This window comes from Oryzihumus sp. JJN4-3R, assembly GCF_057747915.1.
In genome coordinates this window covers 3,336,298-3,358,157 of record NZ_CM173229.1, presented here as the reverse complement: position 1 = coordinate 3,358,157, position 21,860 = coordinate 3,336,298, and the positions used below count along the sequence as shown (strand labels likewise).

The 21,860-nt window shown below is 72.7% G+C and carries 18 protein-coding genes; 9 read left to right on the top strand and 9 right to left on the bottom strand.

Annotated features, from left to right (window positions below; translation table 11 throughout):
* Positions 1-9: 9 nt before the first annotated feature.
* Genes efeB through AC3ANM_RS16060 form a run of 4 tightly spaced genes read right to left on the bottom strand, consistent with a single transcriptional unit; the run spans position 10 to position 5,246 of the window.
* Entirely contained in the window at positions 10-1,257 is a 1,248-nt protein-coding gene (gene efeB, locus AC3ANM_RS16075; protein WP_488285422.1) for an iron uptake transporter deferrochelatase/peroxidase subunit, read from the bottom strand.
* Positions 1,254-2,399, bottom strand: a complete 1,146-nt coding sequence (gene efeO, locus AC3ANM_RS16070) for an iron uptake system protein EfeO (RefSeq protein WP_488285421.1) — start codon at positions 2,397-2,399, stop codon at positions 1,254-1,256. Before efeO ends, efeB begins: the two co-directional genes overlap by 4 nt.
* Before the next feature lie 49 nt (positions 2,400-2,448).
* Complete coding sequence (locus tag AC3ANM_RS16065) at positions 2,449-4,041, bottom strand: acyl-CoA carboxylase subunit beta (RefSeq protein WP_488285420.1); 1,593 nt, start codon at positions 4,039-4,041, stop codon at positions 2,449-2,451.
* 29 nt (positions 4,042-4,070) lie between these two features.
* A complete protein-coding gene (locus tag AC3ANM_RS16060; protein ID WP_488287967.1) occupies positions 4,071-5,246 on the bottom strand; it encodes an acyl-CoA dehydrogenase family protein in 1,176 nt (391 codons plus the stop codon).
* 82 nt (positions 5,247-5,328) lie between these two features.
* On the opposite strand from AC3ANM_RS16060, the gene AC3ANM_RS16055 reads away from it, so the two are divergent.
* Entirely contained in the window at positions 5,329-5,718 is a 390-nt protein-coding gene (locus AC3ANM_RS16055; protein ID WP_488285419.1) for a MerR family transcriptional regulator, read from the top strand.
* 122 nt (positions 5,719-5,840) lie between these two features.
* Complete coding sequence (locus AC3ANM_RS16050) at positions 5,841-7,826, top strand: acyltransferase family protein (protein ID WP_488285418.1); 1,986 nt, start codon at positions 5,841-5,843, stop codon at positions 7,824-7,826.
* A gap of 42 nt (positions 7,827-7,868) precedes the next feature.
* On the opposite strand, the gene AC3ANM_RS16045 is transcribed toward AC3ANM_RS16050, so the two are convergent.
* Both AC3ANM_RS16045 and AC3ANM_RS16040 read right to left on the bottom strand, forming a co-directional pair.
* Positions 7,869-8,804 (bottom strand): glycosyltransferase, encoded by a 936-nt coding sequence (locus AC3ANM_RS16045; protein ID WP_488285417.1) that lies wholly within the window; start codon positions 8,802-8,804, stop codon positions 7,869-7,871.
* 139 nt (positions 8,805-8,943) lie between these two features.
* Complete coding sequence (locus AC3ANM_RS16040) at positions 8,944-9,789, bottom strand: aldo/keto reductase (protein ID WP_488285416.1); 846 nt, start codon at positions 9,787-9,789, stop codon at positions 8,944-8,946.
* Between the two features lie 57 nt (positions 9,790-9,846).
* On the opposite strand from AC3ANM_RS16040, the gene AC3ANM_RS16035 reads away from it, so the two are divergent.
* The gene (locus AC3ANM_RS16035; RefSeq protein WP_488285415.1) at positions 9,847-11,616 is read left to right on the top strand and encodes an acetyl/propionyl/methylcrotonyl-CoA carboxylase subunit alpha; all 1,770 of its coding nucleotides are present in this window, start codon (positions 9,847-9,849) and stop codon (positions 11,614-11,616) included.
* Positions 11,617-11,992: 376 nt separating this feature from the next.
* Positions 11,993-12,196, top strand: a complete 204-nt coding sequence (locus AC3ANM_RS16030; protein WP_488285414.1) for a hypothetical protein — start codon at positions 11,993-11,995, stop codon at positions 12,194-12,196.
* 33 nt (positions 12,197-12,229) lie between these two features.
* On the opposite strand, the gene AC3ANM_RS16025 is transcribed toward AC3ANM_RS16030, so the two are convergent.
* Positions 12,230-13,630 carry an NAD(P)H-quinone dehydrogenase gene (locus AC3ANM_RS16025; protein WP_488285413.1) on the bottom strand — a complete coding sequence of 467 codons (1,401 nt, stop codon included), beginning with the start codon at positions 13,628-13,630 and terminating at the stop codon, positions 12,230-12,232.
* Between the two features lie 165 nt (positions 13,631-13,795).
* Here AC3ANM_RS16025 and AC3ANM_RS16020 point away from each other — a divergent pair, with 165 nt between their 5' ends.
* From AC3ANM_RS16020 to AC3ANM_RS16000, 5 genes are all read left to right on the top strand, one after another.
* Entirely contained in the window at positions 13,796-14,929 is a 1,134-nt protein-coding gene (locus AC3ANM_RS16020) for an ABC transporter substrate-binding protein (RefSeq protein WP_488285412.1), read from the top strand.
* Complete coding sequence (locus AC3ANM_RS16015; RefSeq protein WP_488285411.1) at positions 14,922-15,806, top strand: ABC transporter permease; 885 nt, start codon at positions 14,922-14,924, stop codon at positions 15,804-15,806. The genes AC3ANM_RS16020 and AC3ANM_RS16015 overlap by 8 nt, the downstream gene beginning before the upstream one ends.
* Positions 15,803-16,654 carry an ABC transporter permease gene (locus AC3ANM_RS16010; protein ID WP_488285410.1) on the top strand — a complete coding sequence of 284 codons (852 nt, stop codon included), beginning with the start codon at positions 15,803-15,805 and terminating at the stop codon, positions 16,652-16,654. Before AC3ANM_RS16015 ends, AC3ANM_RS16010 begins: the two co-directional genes overlap by 4 nt.
* Positions 16,654-17,730 carry an ABC transporter ATP-binding protein gene (locus tag AC3ANM_RS16005; RefSeq protein ID WP_488285409.1) on the top strand — a complete coding sequence of 359 codons (1,077 nt, stop codon included), beginning with the start codon at positions 16,654-16,656 and terminating at the stop codon, positions 17,728-17,730. The genes AC3ANM_RS16010 and AC3ANM_RS16005 overlap by 1 nt, the downstream gene beginning before the upstream one ends.
* Positions 17,731-17,914: 184 nt before the next feature.
* Positions 17,915-19,516, top strand: coding sequence for an alpha/beta hydrolase (locus AC3ANM_RS16000; protein WP_488285408.1), 1,602 nt, complete (start codon positions 17,915-17,917; stop codon positions 19,514-19,516).
* A 96-nt stretch (positions 19,517-19,612) separates the two neighbouring features.
* Here AC3ANM_RS16000 and AC3ANM_RS15995 read toward each other — a convergent pair whose 3' ends face one another.
* A complete protein-coding gene (locus AC3ANM_RS15995) occupies positions 19,613-20,878 on the bottom strand; it encodes a YncE family protein (RefSeq protein WP_488285407.1) in 1,266 nt (421 codons plus the stop codon).
* A 53-nt stretch (positions 20,879-20,931) separates the two neighbouring features.
* The gene (locus AC3ANM_RS15990; RefSeq protein WP_488285406.1) at positions 20,932-21,798 is read right to left on the bottom strand and encodes a polysaccharide deacetylase family protein; all 867 of its coding nucleotides are present in this window, start codon (positions 21,796-21,798) and stop codon (positions 20,932-20,934) included.
* Positions 21,799-21,860: the final 62 nt, after the last annotated feature.

The window sequence follows — 21,860 nt, the reverse complement described above, 5'->3', positions numbered from 1 at the left end:
CGGCCGGGCTCAGGCCTCGAACAGGGTCTGGCCGACCCACCCGCCGGGACGCACGCCCGGCGGGACGGCCCAGAGGCCTGAGCCGGTGTGCTGGAGGTACTCCATCATCGTGTCGTTGCGCGAGAGCCGGTTCTGCATCGGGACGTACTGCGTGCGGGGGTCGCGGCAGAACGCGACGAAGAACAGCCCGGCGTCCAGGTGGCCGAACCCGTCCGAGCCGTCGACGAAGCTGTAGCCGCGTCGCAGGATCCGGTGCCCCCCGTTGCCGTCGGGGTGCGCCAGCGCCACGTGGGAGTCCCTCGGCAGGTTCGCCGGCTGCACGGCGTCGCGCTCCTGCACCCCGCCCAGCGGCGCGCCGTTCGCCTTGTGCCGGCCGGTCACCTGCTCCTGCTCGTCCAGGGAGGTGCGGTCCCAGGTCTCGATGTGCATCCGGATCCGGCGCGCGACGAGGTAGCTGCCACCGGTCATCCAGGCGGCCCCGTCGCCGGCGTCGGCCCAGACGTGCTGCCGCAGCGCGTCGGCGTCGTCGCCGGCGATGTTGTTGGTGCCGTCCTTGAACCCGAAGAGGTTGCGCGGGGTCTGCGCCTGCGGCGTCGTCGAGGAGGTCTTGCCGAAGCCGAGCTGGCTCCAGCGCACCGCGACCGTGCCGAACCCGATGCGGGCCAGGTTGCGCACGGCGTGCACGGCGACCTGAGGGTCGTCGGCGCACGCCTGGACCACGAGGTCGCCGCCGCTGCGGGCCGGGTCGAGCGCGTCCTTCGGGAAGTGCGGCAGGTCGACCAGCGCGGCCGGCCGCCTGCCCTCCAGGCCGAAGCGGTCCTTGCCGTCCCTCTCGAAGAAGGTCGGGCCGAAGCCGATGGTGATGGTCAGGCGGCTCGCGGGAAGGCCCAGCGCCTCGCCGGTGTCCTCCGGGGGCGCCTCCTTGACCGACGGGATCGCCCCACCCGGTCCGGCCTCGCGGCCCTGCGTCATCCGGGCCGCGGCCGCGGTCCAGGCCTTCAGCAGGGCGATGACGTCCTCGCGGCTGTCGCTGGTGACGTCGAACGCGGCCATGTGCAGCCGGTCCTGCACCGCCGAGGCGATGCCGGCCTGGTGCTCCCCGTGGAACGGGACCGGGCTCCCCTGCGGCGCGGCGGCCTCCCCGGGACCGACCCGGAAGACCGAGGCCCCGCTCCCCTCGGCCAGGGCGACCCCGACGGCACCCGCCGCTGCGGCAGCGCCGAAGCCGAGCGCCTGGCGGCGGCTGAGCGCACTCATGCGACAGCCGCGGCGAGGTGGGACAGCGGCTCGGCCAGGGCGTCGACGGCCTGGGAGAGCTCCGAGCGCCGGGCCTGGGTGACCGTGTCGTAGGAGACGTAGCCCGCGCCCCTGCGGTACTTCGCGAGCAGCGCCTCGACAGCGGCGAACCACTGGTCGAGCTGGGCCGCCAGCTCCGGCCGGCGCTCGGCCACCACCGGCCTGAGCAGCGTGAACGCCCGCCTCGCGCCGGCCACGTTGGCGGCGAAGTCCGACAGGTCGGTGTGGCTGAAGGCCTCCTCCTCGCCGGTGACCTTGCCGGTGGCGACCTCGTCGAGCAGCTCCTTGGCGCCGTTGGCCATCGAGGTGGGGGTGATCCCGGCCTTCGGGATGCGGGCGACGAGGTCGGTCAGGTCGTGCACCAGCGCCGTCGCGACCGGCGTCAGGCCGGCCGTGCTGCCCTTGGTCCAGAGCTGCTTCTCGATGACGTGCCAGCCGGTCCACCGCTGCCCCGCCTCGAGGTCAGCCTCGCGCAGATCGACCTTGGGGTCCACGTCGCCGAACGCCTCGGCCACCGGCTCCATCGCCTCCCAGCCGACCCGGCTGGTCCAGTACAGCTCCCGGGCCTTCGCGACGTCGCCGGCGGCGATCGCCGCCTGGAGCCGGCGTGCCCCGGTGAGGGAGGCACTCGCCTGCTGCGCGACATACGCGCGGTATGCCGCGACCGCCCTGGCGAGGCGGGGGTCCGTGCTGCCGCCCGCCTTCGCCGCCGTCACGACGAGGCTGCCGTTGACCGGGGTGCCGCTCGTGCCGGGCAGGCACTGCAGCGTGTGCGTGCCGGCGGTCAGCTCGAGGGTCATGTCCTGGGAGGTGCCGGGCTGGATGCCCTCGCGCTCGACCACCTGGGTGCCGTCGGGGCGCAGGACGTAGAGCTCGGTGACCTCCCTGCCGCCGTTGTGGACCCGCACGACCTGCGTGCCGGCGGGGACCGACGCCACGTCGGCCCTGCACACCCTGGCCGTGGACGTGACGACGACGGCCGGACGGGCCGCACCGGTCCGGTCGGCGGACGGGGTGCCAGCCGACGGGCCTGCGGCAGGGCTGCCGCAGGCCGTGGCCGCGAGGGCAGGCAGGACGAAGGAGAGGACCACGCGGGGATTCACGAAGGTTAGCCTTACCTAACCTCCTGTGCGGGTCAAATCCCGCCCACCCTCAGACCGGCGGGACCCCCCGGCGGCGCTGGCTGAAGGCGCGGTCGCGGCGGGCCGCGTAGCGCAGCCGGTGCAGCAGCTCCTCGCGCAGCGCGTCGGCCTCGATGATCCCGTCGAGGACCAGGTCGGCCGCCAGGCGCTCGAGGTCCACGTCCTCCTCGTACTCCCGGCGCTTGTCCCGGACGAAGCGCTCGCGCTCGTCGAGGTCCTCGATCTCGTTGATCTTGTTGGCGTAGACCGCGTTGACCGCGGCCTCCGGACCCATCACGGCGATCCGCGCGGTGGGCAGGGCCAGCGTCGCGTCCGGACCGAAGCCCGGCCCGGCCATGGCGTAGAGCCCGGCGCCGTAGGCCTTGCGGACGACCACGGAGAACTGCGGCACCGTGGCCTCGGAGACGGCGGTGATCATCTTGGCGCCGTGGCGGATGATGCCGCCCCGCTCGACCTCGGAGCCGATCATGAAGCCGGGCACGTCGGCGAGGTAGATCAGCGGGATGTTGAAGGCGTCGCACAGCCAGATGAACCGGGCGGCCTTGTCGGCACTGTCGGAGAAGAGCACCCCGCCCTTGACCATCGAGTTGTTGGCCACGATGCCGACCGTCTCGCCGGCCATCCGGCCGAACCCGGTGACGAGCTCGGCGGCGAACAGCGGCTTGACCTCGAAGAAGGAGTCCTCGTCGACCAGGCCGTCGATCACCTCGTGGATGTCGAAGGGCTGGCTCTCCTTCTCCGGGACCGTCGTGCGGGTCAGCGGCCGGGAGGGCTCCTCCGGCACGTAGGAGGGCGCCTCAACCCGCCAGCTGGGGGGCAGGTAGGAGAAGTAGAGCTTGGCCAGCTCGATGGCGTCGGTGTCGTCGGAGGCCAGCAGGTCGCCGCAGCCGGAGACGGTGCAGTGCATCCGCGCCCCGCCCATCTCCTCCAGCGACACCTTCTCGCCGACCACCATCTCGGCCATGCGCGGGCTGCCGAGGTACATCGAGGCGTTGCCGTCGACCATGATCACGATGTCGGTGAACGCCGGGATGTAGGCGCCACCGGCGGCCGAGGGCCCGAACAGGCAGCAGATCTGCGGCACCTTGCCCGACAGCGCGACCTGGTTGTGGAAGATGCGGCCCGCGCCCCGGCGCCCCGGGAACAGCTCGACCTGGTCGGTGATCCGGGCGCCCGCGGAGTCGACGAACCAGAAGATCGGCAGCTCCTCGCGCAGCGCCATCTCGGTGGCGCGCACGATCTTCTCCACGGTGCGCGCGCCCCACGAGCCCGCCTTGACCGTCGGGTCGTTGGCCACGACGATCGCCGGCCGGCCGTCGACCGTGCCCCGGCCGGTGACCACGCCGTCGGCCGGAAGGCCGGCCGCCATCGCGTTGGCGTAGCGACCGTCCTCGACGAACGAACCCTCGTCGAACAGCAGCGCGATCCGCTCGCGGACGTAGAGCTTGTTCTGCGAGGCCAGCTTGGCCGCCGCCTTCTCCGGCGGCAGCGCCGAGGCGTCGTAGGCCGCCGACAGGCGCTGGCGCACGTTGGCCACCCGCGGGTCTCCCCCGTCGGTGGGACCGGCGAAGGGGCGCTTGGGCTGGGAGCTCAGGCTCGTCATACCGACATCTTCCTTGAAGGACAACGGGTTCAGGCGGTGGGCAGGCCGAGGCCGCGGGCGATGACCATGCGCTGGACCTCGCTGGTGCCCTCGCCGATCTCCAGGATCTTGGCGTCGCGGTAGAAGCGGGCGACCGGGAACTCCTCCATGAAGCCGTTGCCACCGAAGACCTGGGTGGCGATGCGCGTCCCGGAGACCGCGGCCTCGGTGGAGTAGAGCTTGGCGATCGCGGCAGCCTGCTTGACCTCGGCGACCGAGCGGCGGCCGTGGTGCAGCTCGTCCTTGAGCCAGGCGGCCTTGTAGGTCAGCGTGCGGGCGGCCTCGACCATGACGGCGAGGTCGGCGACCTGGAAGGAGACGCCCTGGTTGGCGCCGATCGGGCGGCCGAACGCCATCCGGGTCTTCGCGTAGGAGGTCGAGGCCTCCAGGCAGGCCTGCGCCAGGCCGACGGCGAGCGCCGAGATGGCGATGCGGCCGTCGTCGAGGGTCTTGAGGAACTGCTTGAAGCCCGAGCCCTGCTCGCCGAGCAGGTTGCCGGCAGGGACGCGGCAGCCGTCGAAGGAGAGGCCGTGGGTGTCGGAGGCGTGCCAGCCGAGCTTGTCGTAGGCCGGCTCGACGGTGAAGCCGGGCGTGCCGGCGGGAACCATGATCGCGCTGAGCTGCGCCGAGCCGTCGGGGTTCTCCCCGGTGCGGGCGGTGACGGTGACGACCGAGGTGATGTCGGTGCCGGAGTTGGTGATGAACGCCTTGGCGCCGTTGATGACCCACTCCTCCCCCTCGAGGCGGGCCTTGGTGCGGGTGGCCCCGGCGTCGGAGCCGGCCTCGGGCTCGGTCAGCCCGAACGCCGCGAGCGCGCGACCGGCGACCAGGTCGGGCAGCCAGCGCTCCTTCTGCTCCTGGGAGCCGTAGGTCAGGATCGGGTTGATGCCCAGGCCGACGCCGGCCGAGAGGGTGATGCCGATCGACTGGTCGACCCGGCCGAGCTCCTCGATCGCCACGCACAGCGAGGTGAAGTCGGCGTCGGCACCGCCGAACTCCTCCGGCGCGACGAGGCCGAACAGGCCCAGCTCGCCCATCTTGGGCACCAGCTCGGAGGGGAAGTAGTGGTCGCGGTCCCACTGCGCGATGTGCGGGGCCACCTCGGCCTCGGCGAACTCGCGCACGACGGCGCGGAAGTCCTCATGGTCCTTGCTGAGCTCGAACATCCAGGGGCCCTTCGATCGCGCCGGCGAGGGGTGGGCCGACGACTGCTTGACGTTGACGTCAACGTAAAGCACGATCAGGCCCATGACAAGGCCTGAGTCCCCCACCTGGTCGATCGCGCAGGTCGCCGAGGAGTTCGGCGTCACCCACCGCACGGTGCGCCACTACGAGGACCTCGGCCTGATCTCCCCCGAGCGCCGCGGCACCCAGCGCGTCTACCACCGCCGCGACCGCACCCGGCTCAACCTGATCCTGCGCGGCAAGCGCCTCGGCTTCCCGCTGGAGGAGATCCGCAAGATCGTCGACATGTATGACGAGCAGCCGGGTGAGGCGGGCCAGCTCACCTACCTGCTCGACCAGATCGGGGACCGCCGCCTGGAGCTGGAGCGCCGGCGCAAGGACATCGAGGACTCCCTGACCGAGCTCGACGACCTCGAGCGGCGCTGCCGCGAGGACCTGCGGCACCTGGGCTGACCGCCGGCGTCCTGCGCCGGCCGGGGCCGACCAGCCGTGCCGCACCATCTGGGCCGGGCCCACCGGGGTCGTCTACCGTGAAGGGCCGTCGCGCCCTGCACCCGCCGCCGAAGGATCCCCTCGTGAGCTCACGCCGCCCTGCGCTGGACGGCCTGCGCGCCGTCGCCGTCGGCGCGGTGATGGTCTACCACCTCGGCGGCGGCTCCGGCGCCGTCCTGCCCGGCGGCTACCTCGGCGTCGACGCCTTCTTCGTCCTCTCCGGCTACCTGATCACCAGCCTGCTGCTGGCCGAGCACGAGCGCACCGGCCGGGTCGACCTCGTCGCCTTCTGGGGACGGCGGGTCCGGCGGCTCTTCCCCGCACTGGTCCTCGTGCTGCTGGCCTGCGCCGGGTGGGTCTGGTGGACCGGCCCGGTCGAGCACTGGGCCGACCGGCGCGGCGACCTGCTGGCGACCCTGTTCTACGTCGCCAACTGGCACTTCGCCGGCAGCGGCGAGGACTACTTCGCGGCCTACGCCGGCGCCTCGCCGCTGCGGCACGCCTGGTCCCTGGCCGTCGAGGAGCAGTTCTACCTGCTCTGGCCGGCGCTGGTCTGGGCCCTGCTGTCGTGGGGGCGCCGCCGGGGGCTCGGCGGGCGTCGCCGGGTCGCCGTCGCCGCCGGCGTGGGCCTGGTGCTCTCCGCGGCGGCGATGGCCCTCGAGCACGCGCTGACCACGCCCTCGCGGGCCTACTACGGCACCGACGGCCGGGTCCAGGAGCTCGCGGTCGGGGTGCTGCTGGCCGTGGCCCTGCCGCGCCTGCGCGAGCGCGTGGCCCGCCGCGGGCTCACGCTGGTGCCGCTGGCCGGCGCCGTCGTGCTGGCCGCCGGCCTGGTGCTGCTGCCCGACTCCTCGCCGCTGTTCTACCGCGGCGGGGCGCTCGTGGTCTGCGTGGCCGTCGCCGCCGTCATCGCCGGCGTCGAGCTCGCGCCGGGCTCGCCCCTGGGTCGGGCCCTGTCGTGGCGGCCGCTGGTCGCGCTCGGCACGATCTCCTACGGCGTCTACCTCTGGCACTGGCCGGTCATCGTCGCCCTGCCGGTGACCGGCTCGCCGGGCGAGCCGTCCTGGTGGCTGCGCCAGGCCGCCCGCGTCGCCATCGCCCTGACCCTGTCCGTGGCCTCCTGGCGCCTCGTCGAGCGCCCCGTCCAGCAGGGCCGTATGCCGTGGGCCGGCCGGTCCGTGCCCCGGCTCGCCGTGGCCGCGGCCCTGGCCTCGGCCGTCGTGGCCGGCGCGTCGGTGACCGCCACCGCCCTGCCCTCGGGCCTCGGGGCCCAGCTCGCCGACCGCGCCGACTCCCCCTGCCCCGGCGAGGACGCCGACCCGCTGACGTCCTGCGTCAAGGTCTCCGGGGCCTCCAGGTCGGTGGTCCTCTTCGGCGACTCCACGGCCCGGGCGCTGGACCCGGGGCTGCGCGCATGGGCCGCCACCCACGACGCCCGCTACGTGCAGTCCGCCTGGGTGCGGTGCACCCCGACCGCGCTGCTCGTGGTGCCCAACGGCTCACCGGCCCCGGACGCGCCGGCGCAGACCTGCCACGACCGGGCCCGGCAGCGCCAGCTGGAGGTCCTTGACGCCGAGCGCGCCGCCGGACGGACCCCGGTCGTGCTGGTCGCGGACTTCTGGTCGCACCACCAGGGCATCCTCGCCGGGGGCACCCTGGTGTCGCCGGGGACTGCCGCCCACGCGCAGGCGGTCGAGACGGCATACCGGCAGCTCGTGCAGGAGGTGCGCGCCCGGGGCGGGCGCGTGGTCTTCCTGGCCCTGCCACCGCCGGGGCCCTCGCTGGGCACGGTGGTCGCGCGCGGGCGGCCGGCCGGCTCGTCGCAGCCGCTGGCGCCCGGCGGCAGCTACGTCGCGGGGTTCAACGACGTGCTGCGGCGGGTGGCCGCTGACAGCGCGGGTGCGGCCGTGGTCGTCGACGTCTCGGACGTGGTCTGCCCCGGCGGGACCTGCCCGGCGCTCATCGACGGCGTCGTGGTGCGCGCCGACGGCGTGCACTTCACGTCGCGGTTCGCCCGGCGGGTCGCCCCCGTCGTGCTGGCCCGGGCCGACGCGGCACTGGGTCACTGACCCGGCGCCGGTCGCTGACCCGGCCGTGGCGATCGCGCGCCCTCAGGCCTCGCTGGGCGGAGCCGGCAGGCTCATGTAGGCGATCCGGGTGTTCTCCTGACGGACCTTGCGCAGGCCGTCGAGGAGGATGCCGATCAGCAGTGTGATCACCGAGAGCAGCATCACCGAGGCGGCCAGGAACGCGGTCGGGAAGCGCGGCACCAGCCCGGTCCGGGCGAACTCGACGATGACCGGGGCGCCCAGGCCGAGGCCGACCAGCACCAGGGCCGCGGACAGCACGCCGTAGAGGGCCAGGGGGCGCTCGTGGTGCAGCAGCCGGGCGATCATCCGCAGGATGCGGAAGCCGTCGTGGTAGGTCCGCAGCTTGCTCTCCGAGCCTTCGGGCCGGTCCCGGAAGCCCACCGGCACCTCGGCCTGGGGCACCCGGTTGTTGATCGCGTGCACGGTCAGCTCGGTCTCGATCTCGAAGGCCCGGGAGACCGCGGGGAAGGACTTCACGAAGCGCCGGGAGAAGACGCGGTAGCCGCTGAGCATGTCGTTGACCGGGTGGCCGAAGATCACCGAGACGACCCGGTTGAAGAAGCGGTTGCCCATCTCGTGGCCCGAGCGGTAGGCACCGTCCCCCTCGGGGGTGCGCACGCCGGTCACGTGGTCGTAGGGACCCTCGAGCATCGTCTTGATCATCCGCGGCGCCGCGTCGGCGTCGTAGGTGTCGTCGCCGTCGATCATCAGGTAGATGTCGGCGTCGACGTCGGCCAGGGCCCGGCGGATCACGTTGCCCTTGCCCTTGAGCGTCTCCTGGCGCACCACCGCGCCGGCGGCGGCGGCCACCTCGGCCGTCCGGTCGCTGCTGGCGTTGTCGTAGACGTAGACCACGGCGCCGGGGACGGCCGCCCGCAGGTCGTTGACCACCTTGGCCACGGCGGCTTCCTCGTTGTAGCAAGGCACGATCGCCGCAATCGTTGTTCTGGTGTTCATGCTCGGGGCCCCTGGGTCACACGCAGCGGAAAGCTGCCGGTCACTTGCCGCCGCACCATAGCCCACCAGCCTTGGAACGCCCGGCTGCGACGCGGCCCCTGACCAGCGGGTTCAGGGGCCGCGCCGCGGCGTCAGGTGCTCAGGCCCCGGGGTTCATGGTGTCCGGGTCGGGGCCGATCCGGCCGCCGTCGTCCAGGCCCGCGATCGCCGCCATGTCGGCCTCGTCGAGCTCGAAGCCGAACACGTCGAAGTTCTCCGCGATGCGCGAGGGCGTCACCGACTTGGGGATCACGACGTTGCCCAGCTGCAGGTGCCAGCGCAGGATCACCTGGGCGGGCGTGCGGGAGTGCTTGCGCGCGATACCGGCGATGGACTCGTCCTGGAGGAGGTCACCGCCCTGGGCAAGGGGGCTCCAGGCCTCGGTGACGATGCCGTGCTGGGCGTGGAAGCGGCGCAGCTCCTGCTGCTGGAGGCGCGGGTGCAGCTCGACCTGGTTGATGGCCGGTGCCTCGCCCGTCTCGTCGATGAGCCGCTGCAGGTGCGCCGACTGGAAGTTGCAGACACCGGCGGCGCGGATGCGGCCGTCGGCGCGCAGCTGCAGCAGCGCCTTCCAGGTGTCGACGTAAGCGTCCTTGGCCGGGGTGGGCCAGTGGATGAGGTAGAGGTCGACGTAGTCCTGCCCGAGCCGCTTGGCCGACGCCTCGAACGCGCGCAGGGTCGAGTCGTAGCCCTGGTCGTCGTTCCACACCTTCGTGGTCAGGAAGATCTCGTCACGGGAGACGTCGGTGGTGGCCAGCGCCCGGCCCACGCCGTCCTCGTTCTCGTAGATGCGGGCGGTGTCGATGCTGCGGTAGCCGACCTCGAGGGCGGTCGTGACGGCGGCGGTCGCCTCCTCGTCGGAGACCTGCCACACGCCGAAGCCGAGCTGGGGGATGTGGATGGTGCTGTTACCGGCGGTCAGGGTCACGTTCGGAACAGAAGTCATGTGTCGACCCTAACTCCCCTCCCGACGCCCCCCACGGGAGGCGCTAGGCTCCGGCGCATGGCGCCCATCAGCAAAGTCTTGATCGCAAACCGCGGCGAGATCGCCGTCCGCATCGCGCGCGCGTGCAAGGACAGCGGCATCGGATCCGTTGCGGTCTATGCCGATCCCGACCGCGACGCACTGCACGTCAAGGTGGCCGACGAGGCCTTCGCCCTCGGCGGGACCACGCCAGGCGACTCCTACCTCGTGCAGGAGAAGCTCCTCGACGCCGCCCGCAAGGCCGGCGCGGACGCGGTCCACCCCGGCTACGGCTTCCTCGCCGAGAACGCCTCGTTCGCCCAGGCCGTCATCGACGCCGGGCTGACGTGGATCGGCCCCTCCCCCGAGGCCATCGACTCCCTCGGCGACAAGGTCAAGGCCCGCCACATCGCCTCCCGCGCCAACGCCCCGCTGGTGCCGGGCACCCCCGACCCGGTGGAGGGCGCCGACGAGGTCGTCGCCTTCGCCAAGGAGCACGGGCTGCCGGTCGCGATCAAGGCGGCCTACGGCGGCGGCGGCCGCGGCCTGAAGGTCGCCCGCACCCTGGAGGAGATCCCCGACCTGTTCGAGTCGGCCACCCGCGAGGCCGTGGCCGCCTTCGGCCGCGGCGAGTGCTTCGTCGAGCGCTACCTCGACAAGCCGCGCCACGTCGAGACCCAGTGTCTGGCCGACATGCACGGCAACGTCGTGGTCGTCTCCACCCGCGACTGCTCGCTCCAGCGGCGGCACCAGAAGCTGGTCGAGGAGGCGCCCGCGCCGTTCCTCTCGCATGAGCAGAACGCCGAGCTGGTCCGCGCCTCCAAGGCGATCCTGCGCGAGGCGGGCTACCACGGCGCCGGCACCTGCGAGTTCCTCGTCGGCCAGGACGGCACGATCTCCTTCCTCGAGGTCAACACCCGCCTCCAGGTCGAGCACCCGGTGACCGAGGAGGTCACCGGCATCGACCTGGTCCGCCAGATGTTCCGGATCGCCAACGGCGAGGCGCTCGACTTCACCGACCCCGAGCCGGTCGGGCACTCCTTCGAGTTCCGCATCAACGGCGAGGACGCCGGCCGCGGGTTCCTGCCCGCGCCGGGCGTCGTGGCGGAGTTCCGCGCCCCCTCGGGCCCGGGCGTGCGTCTGGACTCCGGTGTCGAGGCCGGTGACGTCATCGGCGGTGCGTTCGACTCGATGCTGGCCAAGCTCATCGTCACCGGCAGCAGCCGGCAGGAGGCGCTGCAGCGCTCGCGCCGCGCCCTGGCCGAGTTCGTCGTCGACGGCATGCCCACCGTCCTGCCCTTCCACCGCGTCGTGGTCGAGGACGAGGCATTCGCGCCGGCGGACCCGCAGCAGCCCTTCGCGGTGCACACCCGGTGGATCGAGACCGAGTTCGACAACCAGATCCCCCCGTATGCCGGCCCCACGGCCGAGGCTCCCGAGGAGGACGGCGAGCGCCAGCAGATCGTCGTCGAGGTCGGCGGCAAGCGGCTCGAGGTCGTCCTGCCCGGTGGCCTGGCTCTCGGTGGCGGCGGCGCCGCCAAGAAGAAGGCGCCCAAGCGCTCCGGCGGCAGCAAGGGCGGCGGCGCGGTGTCCGGTGACGCCCTCACCGCTCCCATGCAGGGCACCATCGTCAAGATCGCGGTCGAGGAGGGCGCGACCGTCGCCGCGGGCGACCTGGTCGTCGTGCTCGAGGCGATGAAGATGGAGCAGCCGATCAACGCCCACAAGTCGGGCACCGTCACCGGCATCGTCGCGTCCGTCGGCGACACGGTGACCAACGGTGCGGTCATCGCCGAGATCAAGGACTGACCCCGGGCACCACCCGTCACGACGGCCCCGACCACCTGGTCGGGGCCGTCGTCGTCTCACTCGGGGGTCGGCACGCCCCACCCGGGACGGTGGGGGTCGGCGTCGGGGTCCGCCGGCGTGGGCTGCTGCGGGGGCTCCTGGCCGGGCAGCGGCTCCGGCTGCGGGGCCGGGGGCTCGGGTGTCGGCGGCGGCACCGGAGGCGGCTCGACCGGGGGCTCGGACCCTGCGGGTCGCCGCGGCGGTATGTCGTGTGGCTGGGTCATGTGCTCGCCTCCCCGGGGCCGGGGTGCCCGGCCGGCAACGGTTCGGACACTACCCGGCCACAGTGACGGCGCAACCCTCGGCGACCGCGGGCCCACTGCCTAGACTGCCGCCCATGCTCATCGCCCTCGCCGCGTCCGCCCCTGCCGCCTCGGCGACCGGGTTCCGTGTGGTGAACCTGCTCATCATCGCGGTCGTGATCCTCGTGGTGGTGCCCCTGGTCGGGCAGCTGCGGCGCCGGACCTCGCAGAAGCGCCGGGCCCGGTGGGCCGAGGAGGAGCGCCAGACCCGCCACGAGGAGCCGGGCCCCGACGCCTGACCCAATCCCCGCCTGGCTCGTGCTGCGGGTTCGTCAGTCGGTGGAGTGCAGGCGACGGGCAGCCTCGGCGATCGAGCCGGACATCGACGGGTAGACCGTGAACGTGGCCGCCAGCTGGTCGACGGTCAGCCGGTGCTGGACCGCCAGGGTCACCGGGAAGATCAGCTCCGAGGCGCGCGGGGCCACGACGACGCCGCCGACCACCGTGCCGATGCCCTTGCGGGCGAAGAGCTTGACGAAGCCGTCGTGCACGTTCTGCATCTTGGCCCGCGGGTTGGTCGAGAGCGGCAGCATGACCGTCTGCGCGTCGACCTTGCCCTCGTCGATGTCCTTCTGGCTGTAGCCGACGGTCGCGATCTCGGGGTCGGTGAAGATGTTGGCGCTGACGCCGCGCAGGTTCAGCGGGGCCACCGCGTCGCCGAGCGCGTGGGCCATGGCGATCCGACCCTGCATGGCGGCCACCGAGGCCAGCGGCAGCACCCCCGTGCAGTCGCCGGCGGCGTAGATGCCCGGGACCGACGTGCGCGAGACGCGGTCGACCTGGACGTGGCCCGACGGCGTCAGCTCGACGCCGGCCTCCTCCAGGCCCAGGCCCCGGGTCTGCGCGACCGAGCCGACGGCCAGCAGGCAGTGGGTGCCCTCCACGGTGCGGCCGTCCTCCAGCGTCACGACGACGCCGTCGCCGACCCGCTCGGCGGAGGCCATGCGGGAGCGGTTGAGCACCGTCATGCCGCGGCGGCGGAACACGTCCTCGATGACCTCGGCGGCGTCCGCGTCCTCCCCGGGGAGCACCCGGTCACGGGAGGAGACCAGCGTGACGTCGCTGCCCAGGCCGAGGTAGGCGTGGGCCAGCTCCGCGCCGGTGACGCCGGAACCGACGACCACGAGGCGCTCGGGCAGCTCCTTCAGGGCGTAGATCTGCTGCCAGGTGAGGATGCGCTCGCCGTCCGGGCGGGCGGTGTCCATGACCCGCGGGGTCGCCCCGGTGGCGACGAGGATGACGTCGGTGTCGACGTCCTCGGTGCCCCCGCCCTCGGCCTCGATGCGCACCCGGCCGGGCGCGAGCACGCGACCGACACCACGGCATACCCGCACCCCCTCGGAGAGGAGGCGCGACTCGATGTCGTGGGACTGGGCGGCCGCGAGCGCGAGGATGCGCTGGTTGACCCGCGTGGCGTCGGCGGACGCCTCGTGACCGGCCCGGGCGGCCTCGAAGCCGACCCCGAGGTCGGTGGCCGCCTCGAAGCGCTGCATGAAGTCACCGACCGAGATCAGCGTCTTGGACGGGACGCAGTCGGTCAGGACGGCCGCGCCGCCGAGTCCGTCGCGGTCCACCACGGTCACCGACGCCCCGAGGTGGGCGGCCACCAGGGCGGCCTCGTAGCCACCGGGGCCACCGCCGAGCACGACAACAGAGGTCTTCCGATCAGTCACGCCCGCTATCCAACCATCCGGCAGGTTGGTCCCGGACTGTGGCCAGATCGACGCCGACACGTCATGATCCGTTTACCCGCATTGGTCAGTGTCCGGTCTAGTCCCCCTCGCGGCGCAGGGACCCCGTCCCCGCGCCACAGACTGCAGTCACCCCAGGAGGTTGACGTGAAGACCCTTGCCACCCGCCGCACCGGAGTCGCCGCGCTGGTCGCGCTCACCGCGCTCGGCATCGCCGCGTGCTCGCCGCCGGCCAAGACCAGCTCCTCCAGCGGCAACAAGGCGGCCTCGGCGACGTCCGCCAAGGACCTGGGCGGCATGGACGCCCTCGTGGCCGCGGCGAAGAAGGAGGGCACCCTCAACGTCATCGCCCTGCCCCCGGACTGGGCCAACTACGGCGAGATCATCAAGGCGTTCACCGCGAAGTACGGCATCAAGGTCGACAGCGCCCAGCCGGACGCCTCCAGCGCCGACGAGATCACCGCGGCCAAGAACCTCAAGGGCCAGACCAAGGCGCCGGACGTGTTCGACCTGAGCGCGGCGGTGGCCGGCACCAGCACGGACATGTTCGCGCCGTACAAGGTCGCCACGTTCGCCGACGTGCCGGACAAGCTGAAGGACGCCAACGGCACCTGGGTCAACGACTACGGCGGCTACATGAGCATCGGCTACGACGCCGGCAAGGTGCCCGCGCCCACGTCGGTGACGGACCTGCTCAAGCCCGCCTACAAGGGCAAGGTCGCCCTCAACGGCGACCCGACCAAGGCGGGCGCGGCGTTCAGCGGTGTCGTCATGGCCGCCCTCGGCAACGGCGGGAGCGCCGACGACATCAGCAAGGGCGTCGACTTCTTCAAGCAGCTCAAGGCCAAGGGCAACTTCCTGCCGGTCGACCCCACGCCGGCGACCATCGAGTCCGGCCAGACCCCGGTGGTCATCGACTGGGACTACCTCAACGTCGCCCAGGGCACCAAGCTCAAGGGGAAGATGGACTGGAAGACCGTGGTCCCGGCCAACGCGGTCGTCGGTGGCTACTACGTCCAGGCCGTCAGCAAGGACGCCCCGCACCCGGCCGCCGCGCGCCTGTGGGAGGAGTTCCTCTACTCCGACGAGGGCCAGAACCTCTGGCTCAAGGGTGGCGCCCGCCCGGCCCGTGAGGACGCCATGACCAAGGCCGGCACCATCGACGCGGCCGCCCACGCCGCGCTGCCCCCGACGCAGGGCACCCCGGTGTTCCTGACCAAGGAGCAGGAGGACAAGGCCAAGACCTACCTGTCCGCCAACTGGGCCAACGCCGTTGGCTGACCGACGACGCACGGGGGCGCTCACCGGCGGTATGCCGGTGGGCGCCCTCATGGGCGTCCTCCCCTTCTTCGCCTACACCACGATCTTCCTGCTCATCCCCACGCTGGTTGTCGCCATCGGGGCCTTCCTGGGCAAGGACAACACCTTCACCACCAGCAACATCTCGGCCCTGTCCCAGCCGGCGATCCTGTCCTCCCTGGAGCACTCGGTCATCCTCTCGGCGGTGACGTCGGTGATCGGTGCCGTCGTCGGCGCGCTCCTGGCGTATGCCGTGTCCACCGCCCGCGAGGGCGGCACCCTGCGCCGCCTGGTCACCAGCCTGTGCGGCGTGCTCGCGCAGTTCGGCGGGGTCACCCTCGCCTTCGCGTTCATCGCCACGGTGGGCCTCCAGGGCTTCCTGACCCTGCGCCTGCAATCCATCGGGATCGACCTGGGCAACAGCACCTGGCTGTTCGAGTGGGACAAGGGCCTGATGCTCGTCTACACCTACTTCCAGATCCCCCTGATGCTCATCGTGTTCCTGCCCGCCGTGGAGGGCCTGCGCCCGCAGTGGCGGGAGGCGGCCGAGACCCTGGGCGGCAGCTCCTGGGACTACTGGCGCAAGGTGGGCGGCCCGATCCTGGCCCCCTCGTTCATCGGGGCCACCCTGCTGCTGTTCACCAACGCCTTCAGCGCCTACGCCACGGCCGCGGCCCTGGTCTCCCAGGGCTCGCCGATCCTGCCCCTGAACATCGCCGGCACCTTCAGCTCCGAGGTCATCCTCGGGCAGGAGAACGTCGGCAAGGCCATGGCCCTGGCCATGGTCGCCGTCGTCGCTGTCGTGATGACCGGCTACGCGCTGCTCGAGCGGCGCACGTCGAAGTGGCTGGGCCGATGAGCCTGCAGGCGGCGCGACGCCGCAAGCAGGCCACCTTCCGCTGGGTCGTCGTCGGCCTCGTGCTGCTGTTCTTCGCCCTGCCCCTGGTGGGCATGCTCGAGTTCACCACCCGCGGGCCCGCCGGCAAGGGCCGCAGCCTCGACACCTGGGCCAAGCTGGCCGACTTCGGCGCGATCAACGCCAACTACCCCGACCTCAAGGACGGCCTGGTCGCGTCCGCCGGCCTGGCCGTGCTGACCGTGCTGATCATGCTGCTGCTGCTCCTGCCGACGATGACATGGGTGCGGCTGCGCCTGCCCGGGCTGCGGCGGACGGTGGAGTTCATCTGCCTGCTCCCGCTGACCATCCCGGCGATCGTGCTCGTCGTCGGCCTGACCCCGGTCTACGCCTGGGTGACCTACCTGCTCAGCGAGGACACGATCTGGCTCTGCTTCGCCTACGTCGTGCTGGTGCTGCCCTACGCCTACCGGGCCCTGGACGCCGGGCTCGGGGCGATCGACGTCAAGACCCTCTCGGAGGCCGGGCGCTCCCTGGGCGCGTCGTGGTTCACGATCATGACCCGCGTGATCCTGCCGAACCTGCGCACGGCGGTGCTGTCCGCGTCGTTCCTCGCCGTGGCCCTCGTCCTCGGGGAGTTCACCATCGCCAACCTCTACAGCAGGGTGAACCTGCAGGTGGCGATCTTCCGCCTCGGCAAGAGCGACGCCCAGGTCTCGGTGGCCGTCGCCCTCGCCGCGCTCGCGTTCGCGTTCGCCGTGCTGTTCGCCCTGTCGTTCGTGGGCGTCACCCGCCGGGAGTCGCGTTCCCCCTTCACCCGCCGCGGCCGCCGCCGCGCCAAGGAGAGCTGATGTCCACCTCCACCACGACCACCCCCACCGGCGCCACCACCAAGGGCGTCGGGGTCCGGCTCACCGACCTGCGCCGCACCTACGGCAGCATCAACGCCCTGGACGGCTTCACCCTGGAGATCGAGCCCGGCGAGCTCGTGGCACTGCTCGGGCCGTCGGGCTGCGGCAAGACCACGGCCCTGCGGGTGCTGGCCGGCCTGGAGGACGCCGACGCGGGCCGGGTCGAGGTCGGCGGCCGGGACCTGACCCGGGTCCCGACCAACAAGCGCGACATGGGCATGGTCTTCCAGGCCTACAGCCTCTTCCCGCACATGACGGCGCGGCAGAACGTCGAGTTCGGCCTGCAGATGCGCGGCCGGGCGGCAGCCCAGCGGCGCGAGCGGGTGACCCAGATGCTCGACCTGGTCGGCCTGTCCACCCAGGCCGACCGCTACGCCCACCAGATGTCCGGCGGGCAGCAGCAGCGCGTCGCCCTCGCGCGGGCGCTGGCGATCGAGCCGCAGGTCCTCCTGCTCGACGAGCCGCTGTCCGCCCTCGACGCCAAGGTCCGCGTCCAGCTGCGCGACGAGATCCGGCGGATCCAGCTCGAGGTCGGCACGACCACCCTGTTCGTCACCCACGACCAGGAGGAGGCGCTCGCCATCGCCGACCGGGTCGGGGTCATGCGGGCCGGCAACCTGGAGCAGCTCGCCGCCCCCGAGGAGCTCTACTCCCGGCCCGCCACGGCGTTCGTGGCCGACTTCGTCGGGGTCACCAACCGGGTCCCGGCCACCGTCGAGGGCGAGCACGCCGTCGTGTTCGGGGGCCGGGTGCCGCTGCTGCCCGGCTCGGCCGCCTCGGGACCCGCCGTGGTCCTCATCCGGCCGGAGGCCGTGGCCGTCACCCCCGACCCGCAGGGCACGGCCAGTGTGGTCACGGCCAGCTTCCTCGGCTCCTGGGGCCGGGTGAACGTCCGCACCGACGACGGCCTGGACATCATGGCGCAGGTCGACAACGACGCCGTCGCCCGCTTCACCCCCGGCGACCGGGTCCGCCTCACCGCGCGACCCACGCCCGCCCTGGCCGTCGCGGACTGAACACCTCTCTCCCCCAACGGTCCCCGGTATGCCGTGCCCACGGCATACCGGGGACCGTTGCCGTGGGTGGTGGTGCGGCACGCGCCGTAGCCGCCGTCGTCCCTTCTGCGGACGCCGCTCCCGCCGGCTGGGTCTAGACCTGTCCCCGGGGCGGGCAACCGGGACCGCCCGGAGGGAGACGGTCATGAAGAAGCTGACAGTCGCGGTCACCGCGCTGGTGGCGGCAGCGGGCACCCTCGCTGTGGCGCCGGGCGGGCAGGCCGCAGCCGCACCACGGGCCGCCACCACGGCCGCGTGGTCGCCGGCACCGATCACCTGGGGCTCCTGCTCCGACCCGACGCTGGTGCAGGCCCACGCCCAGTGCGGGATGCTCACCGTGCCGCTGGACTACGCGCACCCCTCCGGGGCGAAGATCCAGCTCGCCGTGTCGCGCGTGAAGCACACGGTCCCCGCCAGCCAGTACCAGGGCGTCATGCTCGTCAACCCCGGCGGGCCGGGCGGGTCCGGGCAGATCTACTCCATCCTGGGCAGCTTCGTGCCCGGTGGGGCCGGCAACGCCTACGACTGGATCGGCTTCGACCCGCGCGGCGTCGGCAACAGCAAGCCGGCGCTGTCCTGCGACCCGAGCTACGCGGCCGGGCCGCGGCCGCCCTACGACCCGGTGTCCAAGGGCACCGTGAACAAGTGGCTGGCCAAGGTCGCCGGCTACGCCCAGGACTGCCGGCGGTCCGGGGGCGCCCTGCTCGGGCACCTGACCACCGTCGACGCCGTCAAGGACATGGACAGCATCCGCAGGTCCCTCGGGGCGAGCAAGCTCAACTTCTACGGCTTCTCCTACGGCACCTACCTCGGCCAGGTCTACGCCACGCTCTACCCCGGCAAGGTGCGCCGGTTCGTGCTCGACTCCAACGTCGACCCGCGCGGCGTCTGGTACCAGGACAACCTCGGCCAGGACGTCGCCTTCGAGGTCGTGCTGACCAAGTTCTTCGCGTGGATCGCGAAGTACGACTCCACCTACCACCTCGGCACCACCGAGCGGGCCGTCGAGGAGCGGTGGTACGAGGTCAAGGACAAGCTCCAGCACAACCCGGCAGGAGGCGTCGTCGGCGCGGCCGAGTGGACCGACATCTTCACCGGCGCCGGCTACGTGCAGTTCCTCTGGCCCGACCTGGCGGCGCTGTTCACCGGCTGGGTGCACACGCCCAACTCGAAGGCCCTCGTCGACGCCTACAACAGCGCGGCCGGCGTGGGTGACGACAACGGCTACGCGATGTACCTCGCCGTGCAGTGCACCGACGCCCCCTGGCCGCACAGCTGGGACGTCTGGATGCGGGACAACACCCGCGTGGCCAAGGACGCGCCGTTCCTGACCTGGGCCAACGCCTGGTTCAACGCGCCCTGCCGCGTCTGGCCGGCACCCGCGCAGCAACCGGTGCACGTGGACGGCAGCGCCGTGCCGCCGATCCTGCTCATCGACGAGACCCTCGACGCCGCCACGCCGTACCCGGGCAGCCTCGAGGTGCGCCGCCGCTTCCCCAAGGCCTCGCTGATCGCCCTGCCTGGCGGCACCAACCACGCCTTCTCCCTGTCCGGCAACACCTGCCTGGACACGAAGATCGCGGCCTACCTGTCCACCGGCGCCCTGCCGGACCGCAAGTCGGGCTCGCGGGCCGACGCGACGTGCGCGCCGTTGCCGCCGCCGGTGCCGACCGCGGCGTCGGGGACGTCCTCGGGCAGCGGCTCGCTGCGCCTCGCCCTGAGGGGAGGGCTCGCCGCGCTGCGCTGACCCGCTAGATGGTGAGGGACCCCGGTATGCCGTGTGGACGGCATACCGGGGTCCCTCACCGTCCGCAGTGCTGCGGGGGCGGCACTGCGGGCGCGGTCAGCGCATGTTGCCGGTGTGCCCCAGGGAGAAGCGGCCGGGCTGCGGCCAGACGGCAAGGCCGTGCGGGCCGGCGTCGACGGGGATCCGGCGCAGCACCTTGCCGGTCGCGGTGTCGAAGACGTAGACGACGCCGTGGTAGCGCCCGGACAGCCACAGCTTCGTGCCGTCGAGGCTGACGCCCCCCATGTCGGGCGAGCCGCCGCCCGGGATCGTCCACGTGTGCAGCACCTTCAAGGTCCTGGCGTCCAGGACCGAGATCGAGCCGGCGTCGCGGTTGCTGACGTAGAGCTTCGTGGCGTCCCGCGAGGGGTAGATGCCGTGGGTGCCCGTGGCCAGGTGCAGGAACCGCTGGATCTTCAGGGTCCTGGCGTCGATCACCCACACGCCGTTGCGCAGCATGTCGGCGGCGAGGAAGCGCGTGCCGTCGGGGGTCAGGCGCACGTCCTGCGGCATGGCCGACGCGCCGGGGCGCAGGTTGCTCTTGGCCCCGCCCATGCTGTGCGCCATGGCCGGGGAGGTCGCCCCGGGCGTCTTCATGGCGTTGAGGTCGATGACCTTGCGGATCCGCGTCGCGTGCTTGTCGATGACCAGCAGCTTGCCGCTGAACTCGCAGCTGGCGACGAAGAAGGACTGGTCGGCCGAGTAGTCGGCGTGGTTGACGCCATAGCAGGGCACCGGCAGCGACCGGATGAGCTTCATCGTGTGCGGGTCGCGCACGTCGATGCGGTGCAGGCGCTCGGCCATGACGAGGGCGTACTTGCCGTCCGGGGTGAAGTACAGGTTGTAGGGGTCGTCCACGGCGACCTTGCGCCCGGCCTTGCCGGTGCGCGGGTCGATCGGGATGAGGTCGTTGCCCTGGTCGTCGTTGACCCAGAGGGTCTTCAGGTCCCAGCTCGGCACGACGTGCTGTGGCTCGCGACCGGTGTGGAAGCGCCCGATCACCTTGTAGGTGCTCGGGTCGATCACCTGCACCGTGTCGGAGACGGTGTTGGGCACGTAGACCAGCGGCTTGGCGGAGGTCGCCGCGCCGGTGAGGTCGCCGGGGCCGGTGTGCGCGTAGACCGAGGCGGCCTCCGCCTCGCCGGAGCCGGTTGCCGCGGCCGTGGCGCTCGGGCTGGACGGGGCGCTGCTGGCCGGAGCGGACGTCGCCCGGGTCGTGGCCGCGGTGGAGCCACCGCCGCTGGCACAGGCCGACAGGAGCACGGCGACGGTGACGGCGAGCGCGGCCGCGGTGCGGTGGCCGGGGCGGTGCGGGGTCAGCACTGAGCGTCCCTTTCGAGGGGTGGGCGAGGGAGTCCTCGACATGGTGGCAGAGGTCAGGCGCCGTCGCGCAGGAGTCGCGACAACGTGACGGGTTCGAGTCGCTTGGCCGCCAGGCCCTCCAGGATCGCCGGCAGGGCCTGCAGGGTGCCCGCGTGCCCGAAGTGCAGGCTGACGATGGACCCCGGCTGCACTGCCGCGAGCGTCCGGCTGTGGACCAGGGACGCGCCCGGGTCGCGGAAGTCCTCCGGGTCCACGTCGTAGGACACGCACCGCCGGTATCCCGCAGCCTCGGCTGCCGCGCGGATCGTCGCCGTGCTGTGCAGGGTGCCCGAGGGACGGAACCACCAGCCCTCCGTGCCGGTGGCGGCGCGCAGCGCCGCCGCTCCCTTCACGGCCTCGGACCGGGCCTGGTCGGCGGTGAGCTGCTTCATCTGCTGGTGGCTCCACGTGTGGTTGCCCAGCTCGTGCCCGCCCCGCAGGATCTCGGTGGCCATGTGCGGCTCGGCGGCGAGCCACTGCCCCACGGCGAAGACCGTGATCCGGGCGTCGTGCGCGGCGCAGGCCCGGAGGATGCCGCGCGCCAGCGCCGGGTCGCCCGCCCCGTGGAAGGTCAGGGCGACCTCGTGGCGCGTGCGCGGGCCGTGGACGATGTCCGGTCCGCTGGTGCTCGCGATGCTCGGCCGCGGAGCCGGGCCGGCCGGCTGTCGGGTCGCGGACGGCGTCGCGGCCGGCGTGGCCCTCGTCGGTGCCGTGGTGGGCGAGCCGGCCGAGGTCGTGGCCCCGGTCGACCCCCCGGCGGCCGGCTTGGGCGCCGGTCCCGCGCAGGCGGCGGTGCCCAGCACCGCGGCCAGGGACACCAGGGCGGTACGCCGGTCCAGGCGCGCGGGCTCGGGTGTGGGACGGGTCGTGTCGTCGGTCACGGGCGCAGTGTTGCACCCGTTTCTCAGAGCCCGGTGGGCGGAGGCGGGCGACCCTCGCGGGG